This is a genomic window from Acinetobacter sp. ANC_7635, assembly GCF_056779945.1.
In genome coordinates this window covers 15,639-29,467 of record NZ_JBWYIS010000010.1, presented here as the reverse complement: position 1 = coordinate 29,467, position 13,829 = coordinate 15,639, and the positions used below count along the sequence as shown (strand labels likewise).

The 13,829-nt window shown below is 38.6% G+C and carries 14 protein-coding genes; 10 read left to right on the top strand and 4 right to left on the bottom strand.

Going from position 1 to position 13,829, the window contains the following annotated elements; translation table 11 throughout:
• Positions 1 to 289 precede the first annotated feature (289 nt).
• Positions 290 to 892, top strand: a complete 603-nt coding sequence (gene ribA / locus AC1M89_RS11055; RefSeq protein WP_180028265.1) for a GTP cyclohydrolase II — start codon at positions 290 to 292, stop codon at positions 890 to 892.
• An 87-nt stretch (positions 893 to 979) separates the two neighbouring features.
• Here ribA and hemN read toward each other — a convergent pair whose 3' ends face one another.
• On the bottom strand, positions 980 to 2,350 hold the full coding sequence (gene hemN / locus AC1M89_RS11050; protein ID WP_481592054.1) for an oxygen-independent coproporphyrinogen III oxidase: 1,371 nt from the start codon (positions 2,348 to 2,350) through the stop codon (positions 980 to 982).
• A gap of 245 nt (positions 2,351 to 2,595) precedes the next feature.
• Here hemN and hemF point away from each other — a divergent pair, with 245 nt between their 5' ends.
• The 5 genes from hemF to AC1M89_RS11025 all read left to right on the top strand — a co-directional run bounded on the left by hemF (position 2,596) and on the right by AC1M89_RS11025 (position 7,846).
• Positions 2,596 to 3,537 (top strand): oxygen-dependent coproporphyrinogen oxidase, encoded by a 942-nt coding sequence (hemF, locus tag AC1M89_RS11045; protein WP_035265021.1) that lies wholly within the window; start codon positions 2,596 to 2,598, stop codon positions 3,535 to 3,537.
• 242 nt (positions 3,538 to 3,779) lie between these two features.
• On the top strand, positions 3,780 to 3,992 hold the full coding sequence (locus AC1M89_RS11040) for a hypothetical protein (protein WP_035265018.1): 213 nt from the start codon (positions 3,780 to 3,782) through the stop codon (positions 3,990 to 3,992).
• An 84-nt stretch (positions 3,993 to 4,076) separates the two neighbouring features.
• Entirely contained in the window at positions 4,077 to 4,865 is a 789-nt protein-coding gene (aroE, locus tag AC1M89_RS11035; RefSeq protein WP_481592055.1) for a shikimate dehydrogenase, read from the top strand.
• A 380-nt stretch (positions 4,866 to 5,245) separates the two neighbouring features.
• A complete protein-coding gene (locus tag AC1M89_RS11030) occupies positions 5,246 to 7,069 on the top strand; it encodes an acyl-CoA dehydrogenase C-terminal domain-containing protein (protein ID WP_481592056.1) in 1,824 nt (607 codons plus the stop codon).
• Positions 7,070 to 7,357: 288 nt separating this feature from the next.
• A complete protein-coding gene (locus tag AC1M89_RS11025; protein WP_481592057.1) occupies positions 7,358 to 7,846 on the top strand; it encodes an SRPBCC family protein in 489 nt (162 codons plus the stop codon).
• A gap of 60 nt (positions 7,847 to 7,906) precedes the next feature.
• On the opposite strand, the gene AC1M89_RS11020 is transcribed toward AC1M89_RS11025, so the two are convergent.
• Together AC1M89_RS11020 and hemW are read right to left on the bottom strand one after the other, a co-directional pair.
• A complete protein-coding gene (locus tag AC1M89_RS11020; protein WP_481592058.1) occupies positions 7,907 to 8,320 on the bottom strand; it encodes a hypothetical protein in 414 nt (137 codons plus the stop codon).
• Positions 8,321 to 8,445: 125 nt separating this feature from the next.
• Positions 8,446 to 9,600, bottom strand: coding sequence for a radical SAM family heme chaperone HemW (hemW, locus tag AC1M89_RS11015; protein ID WP_481592059.1), 1,155 nt, complete (start codon positions 9,598 to 9,600; stop codon positions 8,446 to 8,448).
• A 112-nt stretch (positions 9,601 to 9,712) separates the two neighbouring features.
• On the opposite strand from hemW, the gene AC1M89_RS11010 reads away from it, so the two are divergent.
• From AC1M89_RS11010 to AC1M89_RS10995, 4 genes are all read left to right on the top strand, one after another.
• Positions 9,713 to 10,174 (top strand): DMT family transporter, encoded by a 462-nt coding sequence (locus tag AC1M89_RS11010; protein ID WP_035264998.1) that lies wholly within the window; start codon positions 9,713 to 9,715, stop codon positions 10,172 to 10,174.
• A 99-nt stretch (positions 10,175 to 10,273) separates the two neighbouring features.
• A complete protein-coding gene (locus tag AC1M89_RS11005; RefSeq protein ID WP_481614240.1) occupies positions 10,274 to 11,578 on the top strand; it encodes an MATE family efflux transporter in 1,305 nt (434 codons plus the stop codon).
• A gap of 144 nt (positions 11,579 to 11,722) precedes the next feature.
• The gene (locus tag AC1M89_RS11000; protein WP_481614230.1) at positions 11,723 to 13,015 is read left to right on the top strand and encodes an ABC1 kinase family protein; all 1,293 of its coding nucleotides are present in this window, start codon (positions 11,723 to 11,725) and stop codon (positions 13,013 to 13,015) included.
• Between the two features lie 77 nt (positions 13,016 to 13,092).
• The gene (locus AC1M89_RS10995) at positions 13,093 to 13,344 is read left to right on the top strand and encodes a type B 50S ribosomal protein L31 (RefSeq protein WP_035264993.1); all 252 of its coding nucleotides are present in this window, start codon (positions 13,093 to 13,095) and stop codon (positions 13,342 to 13,344) included.
• A gap of 73 nt (positions 13,345 to 13,417) precedes the next feature.
• Here AC1M89_RS10995 and crcB read toward each other — a convergent pair whose 3' ends face one another.
• Complete coding sequence (gene crcB / locus AC1M89_RS10990; RefSeq protein WP_481586767.1) at positions 13,418 to 13,798, bottom strand: fluoride efflux transporter CrcB; 381 nt, start codon at positions 13,796 to 13,798, stop codon at positions 13,418 to 13,420.
• Positions 13,799 to 13,829: the final 31 nt, after the last annotated feature.

The window sequence follows — 13,829 nt, the reverse complement described above, 5'->3', positions numbered from 1 at the left end:
AATCCTAAGCTAGGTAAATGGGTTAGCTCGATTCTTCTTATTGATCGAGAAATCGAAAAAAAACACCTTAAATCAACCACATTTATATTGGTCCAGTGTTGAGCTTTCGCTAAACGGGCGTTGTTAGGTAGCTAGATTATCCTGAATATCGATGCTACTTATCAACTATTATCTTGTGCTTTGCAAAAAAAAGGAAATCTTCTGTGTAAATTTGCACAATGATACTCAACTATGGTCTGATCATTCAGCTATACTTTAGCCAAATTATGAACATGTAATGGAAGTCGCTGTGCCTATAGAGTTTGTTGCCACATCTAAATTACCCACTGCCTTTGGTGATTTTAAAATCACTGTTTTTCAAGATCCTAAAACAGGTGAAGAACACGTAGCATTGTCAAAAGGATTAGATACAGCACCCACCTCTCCTGTCTTGGTACGAATCCATTCCGAATGTTTAACAGGTGATGCTTTTGCTTCATTAAAATGTGATTGTGGCCCACAACTTCAAGCAACTCAAAAACTGATTAACGAAGCAGGACAAGGCGTAATTTTATATTTACGTCAAGAAGGTCGTGGTATTGGTTTAACCAATAAAATTCGTGCTTATGCCTTGCAAGATCAAGGACATGACACAGTGGATGCCAACCTGATGCTCAACTTACCCGCTGATGCGCGTAAATACGATATGTGCAGTATCATGCTGGATCACTTACAAGTGAAAAAAGTCAAACTGGTTACGAATAATCCTCTCAAAATTAAAGCTTTAACTGATTTAGGAATTGATGTGGTTGATCGTGTCCCGTTAACGGTCGGTTTGAATAAATTCAATGAAGAATACTTAAAAACCAAACATGAGCGCATGTCACATATGTATCAAAAGGATGATTTTTAACTACAGCATAATTTAATCGTTGTAAAAAAATACCCCAATGCTTAGGGGTATTTTTTCACTTAGACTCAATCTAATTTGTGAAGATGACTATATCGTCATCGAAAATATCCGATTTTCAGGTTTGTTTCTTTTTAACCTTAAATCGAAAGCCATACAGATATTTCGTACAAATGGTTTTCCAGCTTCCGTTACCTTCAATCCATATTCACTCATCTTCACAAGTTGGTCATTTTGCATTTCAGCTAAATCTTCTAAAACTTGTGGTCGCTGTGCAAAATCCATGTCACCTTGCCAATTCGTCTCAAAGTGGCACATGAGATTTAAAATGTGTTTTCTGATTTTCAAATCTTCTTCTGTTAAAAGATGACCTTTAAAAACTGGAATTTCATTTTGTTCTAATCGAGCATAATAATTTTCAAGCGTCTTTTCATTTTGGGCAAAACCTTGCCAACAATCGCCAATAGCTGACATCCCTAAGCCAATCATCACTTCTGTTTTTGAAACGGTATATCCCATAAAATTACGATGTAATTGTTGGGCTTGAAATACCTGATACATATCATCATGCTCAAGCGCAAAATGATCCATCCCTATTTCATGATATCCAGCAGACAATAATTTTTGTTTTCCTTGCTCATAACACTGTCTTTTCTCTTCATCGCGCGGAACATCATGGTCTTTAAAACCACGTTGCCCATTACCTTTGATCCATGGTACATGTGCATAACTGTAAAAGGCTAAACGATCTGGCTTAATTTGAATGGTTTGATCAATTGTGTTTAAAACATCATCTAAATATTGAAAGGGCAGCCCGTAGACCAAATCATGCGAAATAGACGTATAACCAATTTCACGCGCCCATTCTGTAACCTGCTTTACGTGTTCAATAGGTTGAATTCGGTGGATCGCTTTCTGCACGGTTTCATTATAATCCTGCACACCAAAGCTAACGCGTCTAAAACCCAATTCAAACAGCGTCTTTAAATGTTCGTAGGAAGTATTATTAGGATGTCCTTCAAAACTAAATTGATGATCTTCAGCTACTGCTGATAACGCTAAAAGCCCATCAATCAACTGTTTAAGATGCTGAGGAGAAAAAAATGTAGGTGTCCCTCCGCCTAGATGTATCTCTTTAATCAAAGGACGCTCTACAAATAACTCACAATACAATTTCCATTCTTTTAACAGAGCCAAAATATAGGGCTGTTCCATTTCATGTTTTTTAGTGATTTTTTTATGACATCCACAAAAAGTACATAAGGACTCGCAAAAAGGTAAGTGAATGTAAAGGCTAATACCATGTTGGCTATTCGATTTATCAAAACGTATTTTTAGTTTTTGCTGCCATAGTACTCGATCAAAAGTCGACTGCTCCCAATACGGAACTGTGGGATAGCTCGTATATCGAGGACCTGGAACATTATATTTTTGCACCAGTGAAACAACGTTTTCGAACATATCCCCACCTTCAAAATCACCACATATTAAAAGCTTAACTGCTTTCAGTCGTCCTATTTTGAGGAGCTTATTCTTTTAATTCAACCTAGTATCTTGATCAGGATTCATAAGCAAATTCAAATCACAAAGTACGTTTACCCTGACTAAACTTAAATCTCGATCTGCTATATCGATAAAATCACCTTAATCTTTCATACAATTTATGTTTTGATGTAGCTAGTTTTTCATTGCCCAAGAGGCTTGGTATGTCACACCCGACTTCTGCAGATATTCAACGTGTTCGTGAATTTTTACTCGACTTACAAACTCGAATTTGTGCTGCGCTTGAACAACAAGAACAACAAGGTGGCGGTAATGCCCAATTTGAGATCGATGATTGGGAACGTCCCGAAGGTGGTGGTGGCAGATCACGCGTATTGCAAGATGGTACAGTGATCGAAAAAGGTGGTGTGATGTTCTCGCACATCAATATCTCAAAGTTACCAGCATCTGCTACCGAACGGCACCCACATATAGCTGGCGCACAAGCACAAGCCATGGGGGTTTCTTTAGTGATCCATCCTAGAAATCCAAATGTGCCGACCTCACATGCCAACGTAAGACTATTTGTCGCAGAAAAAGAAGGACAAGATCCTATTTGGTGGTTTGGCGGCGGTTTTGATTTAACGCCATTTTATCCGAATGATGAAGATGTTAAATCATGGCATCAAACTGCGCACGATCTTTGTGCACCTTTTGGCGATCATGTCTACCAAGATCATAAAAAATGGTGTGATGATTATTTTTATTTGAAGCATCGTGATGAACAACGTGGTGTCGGTGGGTTATTTTTTGATGACTTAAATCAGTGGGATTTCGAAACTTGTTTTAAATACATGCAAGCTGTAGGCAATGGATATCTCAATGCGATTCTACCAATCTTCCAACGTAATCAAGATAAACCCTATAGTGAAGCTCAACGCGATTTCCAATTGTATCGTCGTGGGCGCTATGTGGAATATAACTTAGTTTACGATCGAGGGACGTTATTTGGATTACAAACTGGCGGTCGAATTGAGTCTATTTTAGTAAGTCTTCCTCCATTAACGGGTTGGAAATACAGACCTGAATGGGATGAAGGCTCTGCTGAAAAAAAATTAACCGACTACTATTTAAAACCGAGAGATTGGCTCGCTGAACTGCATTAAATGTAAATCACTCGCCCTGTTAAAACAGGGCTTTTTTGTTGAGCAATATATTCATCCCATTGTCTAACGAAATTGAATAATTCCATTACATTCTCTTAAAAAAAAAGGCACAATAGATAAAATTGATTAAATTTTGTCACACTTCTGACACACCTCTTAAGTTTAATTTAAGCAAAGTACTGTACAATCAATTCTTACTTGTATTACTCATGGAAGTTTTTACTTCTGCATAAGGAATCGATATGCAACACAACTCTATTCGCGCACGTGTTGTCGTATTTTGGACACTGGTTATTGCTCTTTTGAGTGCAATCAGTACCACTATATTTTCAGAAACACTACTCAATGATAGCTTTGGTTTTAGCTTGATGGTGTTTGCAGCTGTTGGTCTACTGCTCAACATTGCGCATATTTTACTTCATACCCTATTTGAAATTTGTAACCCAAGTCATTAATACACTTCATTGAATATGTTCATATTGGGAACTTTCTGCATTTGACGTATATTGTTTGCCACTTCTTCATCAGGAATTAGAGCAATGCGCAAACAATTTGCCGTAATTGGAAATCCCATTGAACAATCTCGATCTCCAGAGCTTCATCATGCGTTCGCACAAAAGACTGGGGTGATCCTTGAATATAGCAAACGCCTTGCTCCTCTCGATGGTTTTACACAGAGTATCAATGAATTTTTTAAGGCTGGTGGTATTGGTCTGAATGTCACGGTGCCGTTTAAAGAACAAGCTTTTGCACAATGTGATGTACTCACTGAACGTGCCAAAATTGCAAAAGCAGTAAATACACTATGGATGAAAGATGGTGTATTGCATGGCGACAATACCGATGGCCAAGGACTTGTTGCAGCCATTCAACATTTAAATTGGCCTCTTGAGCAAGCAAGCGTGCTTATTTTAGGCGCAGGTGGTGCAACACGTGGCGTGATTTATCCACTGCATAAAGCTGGTGTAAATAAAATCATGATTGCTAATCGAACGGTTGCTCGCGCAGAGCAATTGATTCAGGACTTACAACCTGCTGTCCCAGATCTAGAGCTAAACGCTTGTGGTCTTGATCACATAGCAGGTGAATTTGATATTGTTATTAATGCTACCTCGGCAAGCTTATCTGGCGATGCAATCAATCTACCTCAACAGTTAAAATTCAAATATGCCTATGAAATGGCCTATGGCAAACCTTCAACTTTCCTTGATCAAGCGAAAAAGCGTGGAATTCCGACTGCAGAAGGATTTGGAATGCTCGTTGGACAAGCGATTGAATCATTCGCGATTTGGAATGGTGTGCGTCCAGAATTAAAAGATTTTATTTAGTTTTTGCACACGTTTAGTGCCTTGTGAACCGTGCAATTTTTTAAATTGCACTTTTTTCTGTCTAGAATATCGATTAAATCTCTTCGAATTGATTTTAGTGACATATTTTTAGTGCATATTCAAATTGAATAAATTCAAATTAAACATATGGTCATCCATACAACAAAATCAACCTAAGCTTATGTATTAATAATATTATTTTTTCTAATAAACTCCTACTACAACAAATGAATTCAGTTTATATTCATTCAAGAGCCTAAACACTAATTCGCAATTCTGACATTTATTTCCGTGACTTACATCAATGTTTTTTTAGTGTTGTAGGTCAATAATCGGATCATCTAACAAGTATTTTCTCTATTCAAATTAGGAAAAGTTCAATGCCTGCATATAAAGCGCCCGTACGTGATATTCGTTTCTTAATGAACGAAGTTTTTGATTATCCTGCGCACTATAAAACTCTAAGCAACGGCGAAGCTGCTGACTCTGATACTGTCGATATGATTATCGAAGGTGCTGCAGATTTCTGTGAAAATGTATTATCTCCACTTAATCAGTCTGGAGATGAAGAAGGCTGTCATTTTAAAGATGGCGAAGTCAAAACGCCTAAAGGTTTCAAAGAAGCTTACGAGCAGTTTGTACAAGGTGGCTGGCAAGGTCTTTCTTATCCTGAAGAGTTTGGTGGTCAAGCACTGCCTATGTCGCTGAACCTGATCAAATCAGAAATGATGGGTACAGCAAACTGGTCTTTCACGATGTATCCGGGCTTAAGTATGGGTTGTATGAATACCATCATGCAATTTGGTACTGAAGAACAGAAAAACACCTACATGCCTCACCTCACTGCTGGTACATGGTCAGGCACAATGTGTTTAACTGAACCACAATGTGGTACAGACTTGGGTCAAGTTAAAACTAAAGCTGAGCCTAAAGGTGACGGTACTTATGCTATCACAGGTACTAAAATCTTTATTTCTGCGGGTGAACACGATTTAACTGAAAATATCATTCATATTGTGTTGGCACGTCTTCCAGACTCTCCAGCTGGTACGCGTGGTATTTCATTATTCATCGTTCCAAAATTCATCCCAACTGCTGATGGTGGTGTAGGCGAACGCAATCCTGTGACTTGCGGTTCTATTGAACACAAAATGGGGATCAGAGCATCTGCTACTGCCGTACTGAACTTTGATGCTGCAACGGGTTATCTGATTGGTGAAGTCAACAAAGGCTTACACGCAATGTTTACCTTCATGAATACGGCGCGTATCGGAACTGCTGTTCAAGGTTTAGCACATGCAGAACTTTCATTCCAAGGTGCATTACCTTATGCAAAAGAACGTATGTCAATGCGCGCACTCTCAGGTAAAAAAGAGCCTGAAAAAGTAGCTGACTCAATTATCCATCATGCTGATGTTCGTCGTATGCTTTTGACTCAAAAAGCGATTGCTGAAGGTGGCCGTGCAATGATCTATCATGCTGCACAGCTTGCTGACAAAATGACTGATGCTTTAGCTCAAGGTGATCAAGCGAAGTTTGATGATTACGATGATAAACTAGGTTTCTACACACCAATTTTGAAAGGCTTCTTAACTGAGTTAGGCTTAGAAGCAGCAAACCACGGTATGCAAGTCTTTGGTGGCCATGGTTATATCAAAGAACATGGTATGGAGCAGATCGTTCGTGACGCGCGTATTTCAACGCTTTACGAAGGTACAACTGGCGTTCAAGCACTAGACTTAATCGGTCGTAAAGTACTGCTATCTTCTAAAGGTAAAGTCGTTCGTGACTATACAGCTGAAATCTTAAAATTCTGTGGCCAGCACGCACGCAATAAATACATGCGCCGTTTTGCTTGGGACTTAACTAAGATTTGTGCACAATGGAACGCATTAACTGTACGTATTATGCTTGCTGCACGCAAAGATCGCGACATCGTTTCAAGTGCTTCTGTGGATTACTTAATGTTCTCTGGTTATGCAATGATGGCATACTACTGGGCTCAACAAGCGGCAGTGGCATCAGCGAAGTTAGCATCAGGTGATGGTCAAGAAACTCCTGAGTTTTATAAAGCGAAAATCAAAGTTGCAGATTTCTACTTTGAGCGTTTACTTCCACGTGCCCAAGGTCATGCTGAATCTATGGTTAACCCTTCGAAAACTTTAATGTCTTTAGAAGCTGAACACTTCAGTTTTGATTACTAAGATTTCATAGAAAAAAAGACCGCCAAAGCGGTCTTTTTTTATTAATTCAATAAACCATTGTACTTTAAGAATACGAAATTACATTTAGAGCAAGAATACAACAGTGGTATCTTGATCAAGCGATATAAATATTCCAAATGAGCTTTTATCAATATACAAAAAGGAAAATAATATGCATAAGACATTGATCTCCTTCTCTTTACTCAGTGCAGTCTTTCTCGCTACAAATAGCTTCGCTGAATCGGATATTAAAAATCACAAAAAACCACGACGTATTCAACAAAGCATTTGAATTACTCGACGAGTGGATCTGCTGAGGTCATTATTCATCGCCCTGTGAGTGAAGTCTTCAATATTTTAACCAATGTGAATCTTTGGCCAAAAATTAATGTGGGTGCAACTCAAGCCATTGAGCCTAAGAATATTCGTGTTCAAAAAGGTACGACTTTCAAAGAATTTATTAGCAGCCCGATTCCAGGCATAAAAGATTGGAGTAATGAATGGCATGTGATTGAGTTTGAGAAAGATAAGAAGTTTGTTATCGCAACCATAGAACAATTTGCTCAAGTCCCAATCCATTCAAAAATTACCTATGAATTTGATCGTATCAACGCCAATAGCACAGAATTTGAACGAACTATTGAAGTAACTTTAGACGATCAATTTATTCAAGGCGCGACAAAACAAGAAGTTGAAGCCCTGTATCGTTTTATTGGTTCTCAGTGGGAAATGGCCAATCATTTAAAAAAGTATGTTGAAGATCAAAGCTCAAATTAAGGAATTAAAAAAGCACCTGATTGAACAACCAATCAGGTGTTGTAAATTAATGCATATATTTTAATGCTCACGGTACTCTTTAATCTCTATGGGCTTATCTTTCACGAGTTCAACTGTTCCCTCATTCAAACCATTGAAATTTTTAAAATGAATTGAAATACCATCTCTATTTGCAAGTTTTACACCACTTGCAGCAACCGCGCTCTTCAAGTGATAAACCGCATCCGAGTTATCCCTGAGTTCTGCCGTCTGAAAATTGTCTTTTGTTTTTAGCTCTAATGTTAAATCCATTGGTCCAGTAAAATGGATCACCTGTTCACCTTCAGCACGAGCAACTTGATCAACAGGCGCTGAAGCTTCAGCATTTAAATGCGCTGGTCTCTCTTGTTCTGACATTTGATCACTATTTTTGTTTTTATCAGCACAACCAACGAATGCCAATCCCAAGATTGAAGCCACTAGAACCAATTTCATTTTTAATACCTATCGTGATGAGAACCATTAAAAGACTCATCATTATTTTCACAGTAAAAAAGCGAAATAAATGTGGATTTAACAGTTTCAGTGTTAAAAATTACATTGGAGTTTAACTATAGAACTTACAGAAACTCCTCAAGCAATGAGTTCAAATATAAATGTCCTTGAGCAGTGCATGACAAACGATTTCGATCATCTACCATTAATTTTCTGTCAATCAATGATTGAACTTGATCTTGGATTGTTTGCAAAGATAAACCTGTACGAGCTTCATAATGTGAGGTTGGTACACCTTGATTAAGTCGAAGTGCATTCATCATAAATTCGAATGGCATTTCATCAGCTTCAATTTTCTTAAACTGCAAATGCTCTGCAGGGACTTTCGCTAGATAATCTTTCGGTAATCGTGTTTTTTGGTAACGATATACACCATCACTTAGCGTCACTTTAGCATGCGCACCAGCACCAATTGCTAAGTAATCGCCAAATTGCCAATAATTTAAATTATGTGCTGAAGGTTTTTCTTTACGCCAAGCCGACACTTCGTAGTTAGTAAAACCATTTTCGATTAAATAGGCCTCACCCTGTACCTGAATTTCTTCTAATACATCATCGACAGGCAATATAGGTTGAGTTCGAAAAAATACGGTATTGGGCTCAATGGTTAACTGATACCACGAGATATGTGTAGCACCGTGCTCCACGGCAAGTTTTAAGTCAAGTAATGCTTGTTCAAGCGTTTGTTCAGGTAAGCCGTGCATTAAATCGACATTAATTCGCTTAAAGCCTGCATCTTTCGCCAAACCAATTGCTGAAATTGCATCTTGGTTGGAATGAATACGCCCCAGTTTTTGAAGATGATTCGAGTTAAAGCTTTGGACACCTAAAGACAACCGATTGATCCCCGCCTTTAAATAATCTGCAAATGGATCATGTTCTACCGTTCCCGGGTTGGCTTCTAAGGTAATTTCACAATCATCCTCAAACGGAATCAAAGCGCTTAGCTGAGCAAATAGCCATTGATACCCTTGAGCAGAAATGAGAGAAGGAGTACCTCCACCTATGAACACGCTATGAATTTGACGACCCTGAGCAAAATTTATCTGTGTTTTGAAATCCTCAACCAATGCTTGTAAATATTCTTTCTCCAACGCCATGGACAATGCCCCATTGGGTACTGCATGCGAATTAAAGTCGCAATATGGACATTTACGCACACACCACGGCATATGAATATAAAGTGACAATGGAATATCTTGTGGATTCAAAGTAGCCAAACGTACAGCTCAAAACTTAAAAAACGTATTTTAACATGACTACACCATAACGCTCAGAACTGATTCAGTTTTTACTTTACACTCAATATAAAACAAGGACGTGGGTGCATTTATGTTTAAAGTCGCGAGCCAATTTTTATTCTTTATCCCTTTAGCGCTGGGGATCGGAATCGCAATGACCTTCCAAACTGCGATTAACACACAATTACGTGAATATTTATATTCTCCATTACAAGCTGCACTTTTATCATTTTTGATTGGTACAATAGTTCTCGCAATACTGGTTTTTTTTCAACAGACTGAAAAACCACAATTGAGCGAAATTGTACAAATTCCTTGGCATCTTTGGCTTGGCGGTTTTTTAGGTGTTTATGCCATCAGTATTAGTATTTATTCCGCACCTAAATTAGGTTTCTTAACCTTATCGGCATTAATTATTTTTGGACAGATTGTTATGTCCATGATAGTCGACCATTTTGGAATTTTAGGTACAGAAAAAATTGCCATTAATTGGCAGCGCATTTTGGGTGGCGTGGTGATTTTTATAGGTGTGCTTCTCACTTTACAACGCTAAACCTTCATTCTAAGCACATAAAAACGATGAGTAATTTTTGTGTCTAATGTGACTGCAACTTCCAACATCAGTTATGAATTAAAAAAACTATTTCATCTCATGATCCCAATCTTGATTACGCAATTTTCGCAAGCAGGATTAGGACTGATTGATACCATTATGGCAGGACATTTATCTGCATTAGACTTAGCAGCAATCGCTGTCGGGGTCGGTCTTTGGATTCCTGTCATGTTGCTATTTAGCGGCATTATGATTGCAACAACACCGTTGGTTGCTGAAGCGAACGGTGCGCGGACTCCAGAGAAAATTGCCACTATTACACGACAAGCATTATGGGTAGCCTTAGTTCTCGGGACTATTGCTGGTCTAGTCTTACAGATTCTCCCCTATACCCTTCCCCTTCTTGGCGTTCCAGATTCACTTCACCCTAAAGCTGGTCTATTCTTACATGCGATTGGATTCGGTATGCCAGCGGTCACCATGTTTGCTGCACTACGAGGATACTCTGAGGCGATTGGTAATCCACGCCCAGTGACTGTGATCAGTTTAATGGCCTTAGTCGTACTTATTCCGCTTAATTTTGTGTTTATGTATGGTCTAGGTCCAATTCCTGCATTAGGAAGTGCTGGATGTGGATTTGCAACGGCAATTCTACAATGGCTGATGCTGATCACGTTGGCATTGTATATCTTGAATAATCAGGCATATCAAAAAACCCAACCCTTTAGTCATTTTGAAAAAATTGATCGCTACTGGTTAAAACGCATCCTTGCTTTAGGTTTCCCAATTGGCTTGGCTATTTTCTTTGAGGTCAGTATTTTCAGTACTGCAGCAATTGTATTGAGTCCATTGGGTGAAATTACGGTAGCAGCGCATCAGATCGCCATCTCCATTACGTCACAATTATTTATGATCCCGATGTCTCTCGCGATCGCACTTACCATCCGAGTGGGAACGTATTATGGTGAAAAGGATTACCAATCTATGCGTAAAGTCCAATGGTTGGGTTTAGCAACAGGTACTGTACTGGCTGTAATGACCATGGTTTTATTGTGGGTCTTCCGCCATCAAATTGTCGCGTTGTATACCTCTGATGTATTGGTGACTCAAATTGCGGTTTACTTGGTGCTATTCGCTGTTGCTTACCAACTGATGGACGCTTGGCAAATCAGTGCTGCAGGATGTCTAAGAGGCATGCAAGATACAAAGGGTCCTATGTGGATTACTATGCTTGCCTATTGGGTGATTGCATTCCCTGTAGGCGTATATCTCTCTAGATTTACCAACATTGGCCCTGCGGGTGTATGGATTGGATTGATCGTGGGGTTAAGTATTGCCTGTGTACTCTTACTCGGACGTTTATATATGAATAATCAGCGGCTAGAGCGTAGTCAATCATCATGAACTATAAATCCCGAATGATCGGGATTTATTTTTTTATGCCAATCATTTACTTACAACTCATTAACAATTTCAAATATGCATCTTTTGATTTGTCGCCTATGATCAAATCAGAAGATGAAAATAATGAATCGAGGTTCTCAACTCATGGCAAACAAAGCGAGCTCTCCCGGCCGTCGTTTCATGAAACTCGCAGGTATGACTGCAAGTATTGCTACTAAAACCGTGTCCAACTCTATCCGCACCTTTAATGCAGATGATGATAAAAAAAATGAAGCACGCAGTAAGCTCTTTCAAGACATTGGTGTTCAAATTGCAGATACCCTTGGGGAAATGAAAGGTGCTGTAATGAAAGTTGGTCAAATTGCATCACAATATAAAGATATTTTCCCGCCTGAAGTCGCGAAGGCTATTGCTAAATTACAACGTCAAGCCCCTGCGATGCCCTTCCAGCAAATCAAGCAACAAGTTGAAAAAGAACTTGGTCAGCCACTGTTAGATGTTTTTAAAACATTTGATGAACAACCTTTTGCAGCAGCTTCGATTGGGCAAGTTCATAAAGCAACCTTAAAAAATGGCCAAGAAGTCGTTGTGAAAGTACAGTACCCAGGCGTAGATGAAGCATGCGAAAGCGATCTAAAACAAGTTCGCTTGGCTTTACGTTTGATGGGTGTATTAAAAGTCGATAAAAAATTACAAGATCGATTATTTGCAGAAATTCAAGACAGCTTACACGAAGAGCTCAACTATGAAATTGAAGCGCAGAATTTAGAGGTATTTAGAACCTTCCATCAAGCATTGGATTCTAAAATTATTATCCCACAAGTGTTCAAAGATTATTCCAGCAGACGAGTTCTAACATTGAGCTTAGAAGCAGGTGACAATATTGAAACCGCAAGCACTTGGCCGCTTGATACACGCAACGAAATTGGTCGTCGACTTATTCAAGCTCTTGGTCATCAGATTTTCTATCTAAAACGTTTTCATTGTGATCCGCATCCTGGCAATTTTGCTTTTCGCTCCGACGGTAGTGTCATCATCTATGATTTCGGTGGTGTTAAAACATTATCTTCTGAACTGGTAGATCGATTTAAAAAATTAGTTCGCGCTGGTCGTGCTGAAAATATCCAAGAGATTGAACAGCATCTATTCGCATTGGATGCTCTGGCTGAAACAGGAAAATTCCCTGAGGAACTTTATAAACAATGGTTAGAAGTGTTGCTCAGACCCCTTACCACTCAATACAATTTTGCTGAAAACTCATCTCATCATGATGGCGTCATTTTAGTGAAAAAATCACTTAAGTATTGGGATACATTTAAGCCCTCTCCAGACACATTAATGGTCAATCGTACGATTTCTGGACACTATTGGAATCTGATTAACTTAAAAGTCGATGACAATCTCAATGATTTGTTTGAAACGCTCGTTCCTATTTGAAAAATTAACAAGACCTTACAATCCTTATTATTGTTATGTTATATTATAACATTATATAAATAATTCGGAGTGTTTCCATGCGTCCCAATATTCATCCTGAATACCATGAAGTACTTTTTCATGATACCAACGCAGATCAGTATTTCATCATCGGTAGTACGATTCAGTCAAAGCAAACCAAAGAATATCAAGGGAAAACTTACCCCTATGTCACGCTAGATATTTCAAGTGCTTCGCACCCTTTCTATACTGGTGAAGTCCGTCAAGCTAATAATGAAGGACGTGTGGCAAGTTTCAATAAGCGTTTCGGTCGCTTTAAACGTAAATAATAAAATTTTCGACTCTCACTATTTTAAAGCCTAAATTTACTCCTCCAATTTAGGCTTTTTTTTATTCTTATCGTTATTTATGGGTTAAATAAAATTGAGTAAAGGAAAAACTCAAAACCAATCCCAAGAGTCCAATCATGATACTACTCACAACATACATCAGTGCCAAATTGTATTGCCCAGATTTTATCAATTGAAAAGTTTCCAAACCAAAACTTGAGAATGTGGTAAAACCACCTAATATGCCAACCATAAAAAATAGGCGAGCCTCATGTTGTAATACAGGATATTGTAAACTGAATGCAAAAAATCCCCCTGCTAGAACACAGCCCAAGATATTCACAATCCAAGTTGCCCATGGAAATTGATCTGCATTTTGCATGAACCACATACTGGTCATATATCGAAGTGTTGCACCAATCGCTCCACCACATGCTACCCATAACCAACTCATATTATGTCCGTTCTCGTGTATTGATCATATT

Coding starts and splice junctions, on each gene's coding strand:
- AC1M89_RS11020 (WP_481592058.1), bottom strand. CDS start 8,320: ATGAAATTGGTTCTAGTGGCTTCAATCTTGGGATTGGCATTCGTTGGT.
- AC1M89_RS11000 (WP_481614230.1), top strand. CDS start 11,723: ATGGCAAACAAAGCGAGCTCTCCCGGCCGTCGTTTCATGAAACTCGCA.
- AC1M89_RS11040 (WP_035265018.1), top strand. CDS start 3,780: ATGCAACACAACTCTATTCGCGCACGTGTTGTCGTATTTTGGACACTG.
- hemF (WP_035265021.1), top strand. CDS start 2,596: ATGTCACACCCGACTTCTGCAGATATTCAACGTGTTCGTGAATTTTTA.
- AC1M89_RS11005 (WP_481614240.1), top strand. CDS start 10,274: ATGATCCCAATCTTGATTACGCAATTTTCGCAAGCAGGATTAGGACTG.
- aroE (WP_481592055.1), top strand. CDS start 4,077: ATGCGCAAACAATTTGCCGTAATTGGAAATCCCATTGAACAATCTCGA.
- crcB (WP_481586767.1), bottom strand. CDS start 13,798: ATGAGTTGGTTATGGGTAGCATGTGGTGGAGCGATTGGTGCAACACTT.
- hemN (WP_481592054.1), bottom strand. CDS start 2,350: ATGTTCGAAAACGTTGTTTCACTGGTGCAAAAATATAATGTTCCAGGT.
- AC1M89_RS11030 (WP_481592056.1), top strand. CDS start 5,246: ATGCCTGCATATAAAGCGCCCGTACGTGATATTCGTTTCTTAATGAAC.
- AC1M89_RS10995 (WP_035264993.1), top strand. CDS start 13,093: ATGCGTCCCAATATTCATCCTGAATACCATGAAGTACTTTTTCATGAT.
- AC1M89_RS11010 (WP_035264998.1), top strand. CDS start 9,713: ATGTTTAAAGTCGCGAGCCAATTTTTATTCTTTATCCCTTTAGCGCTG.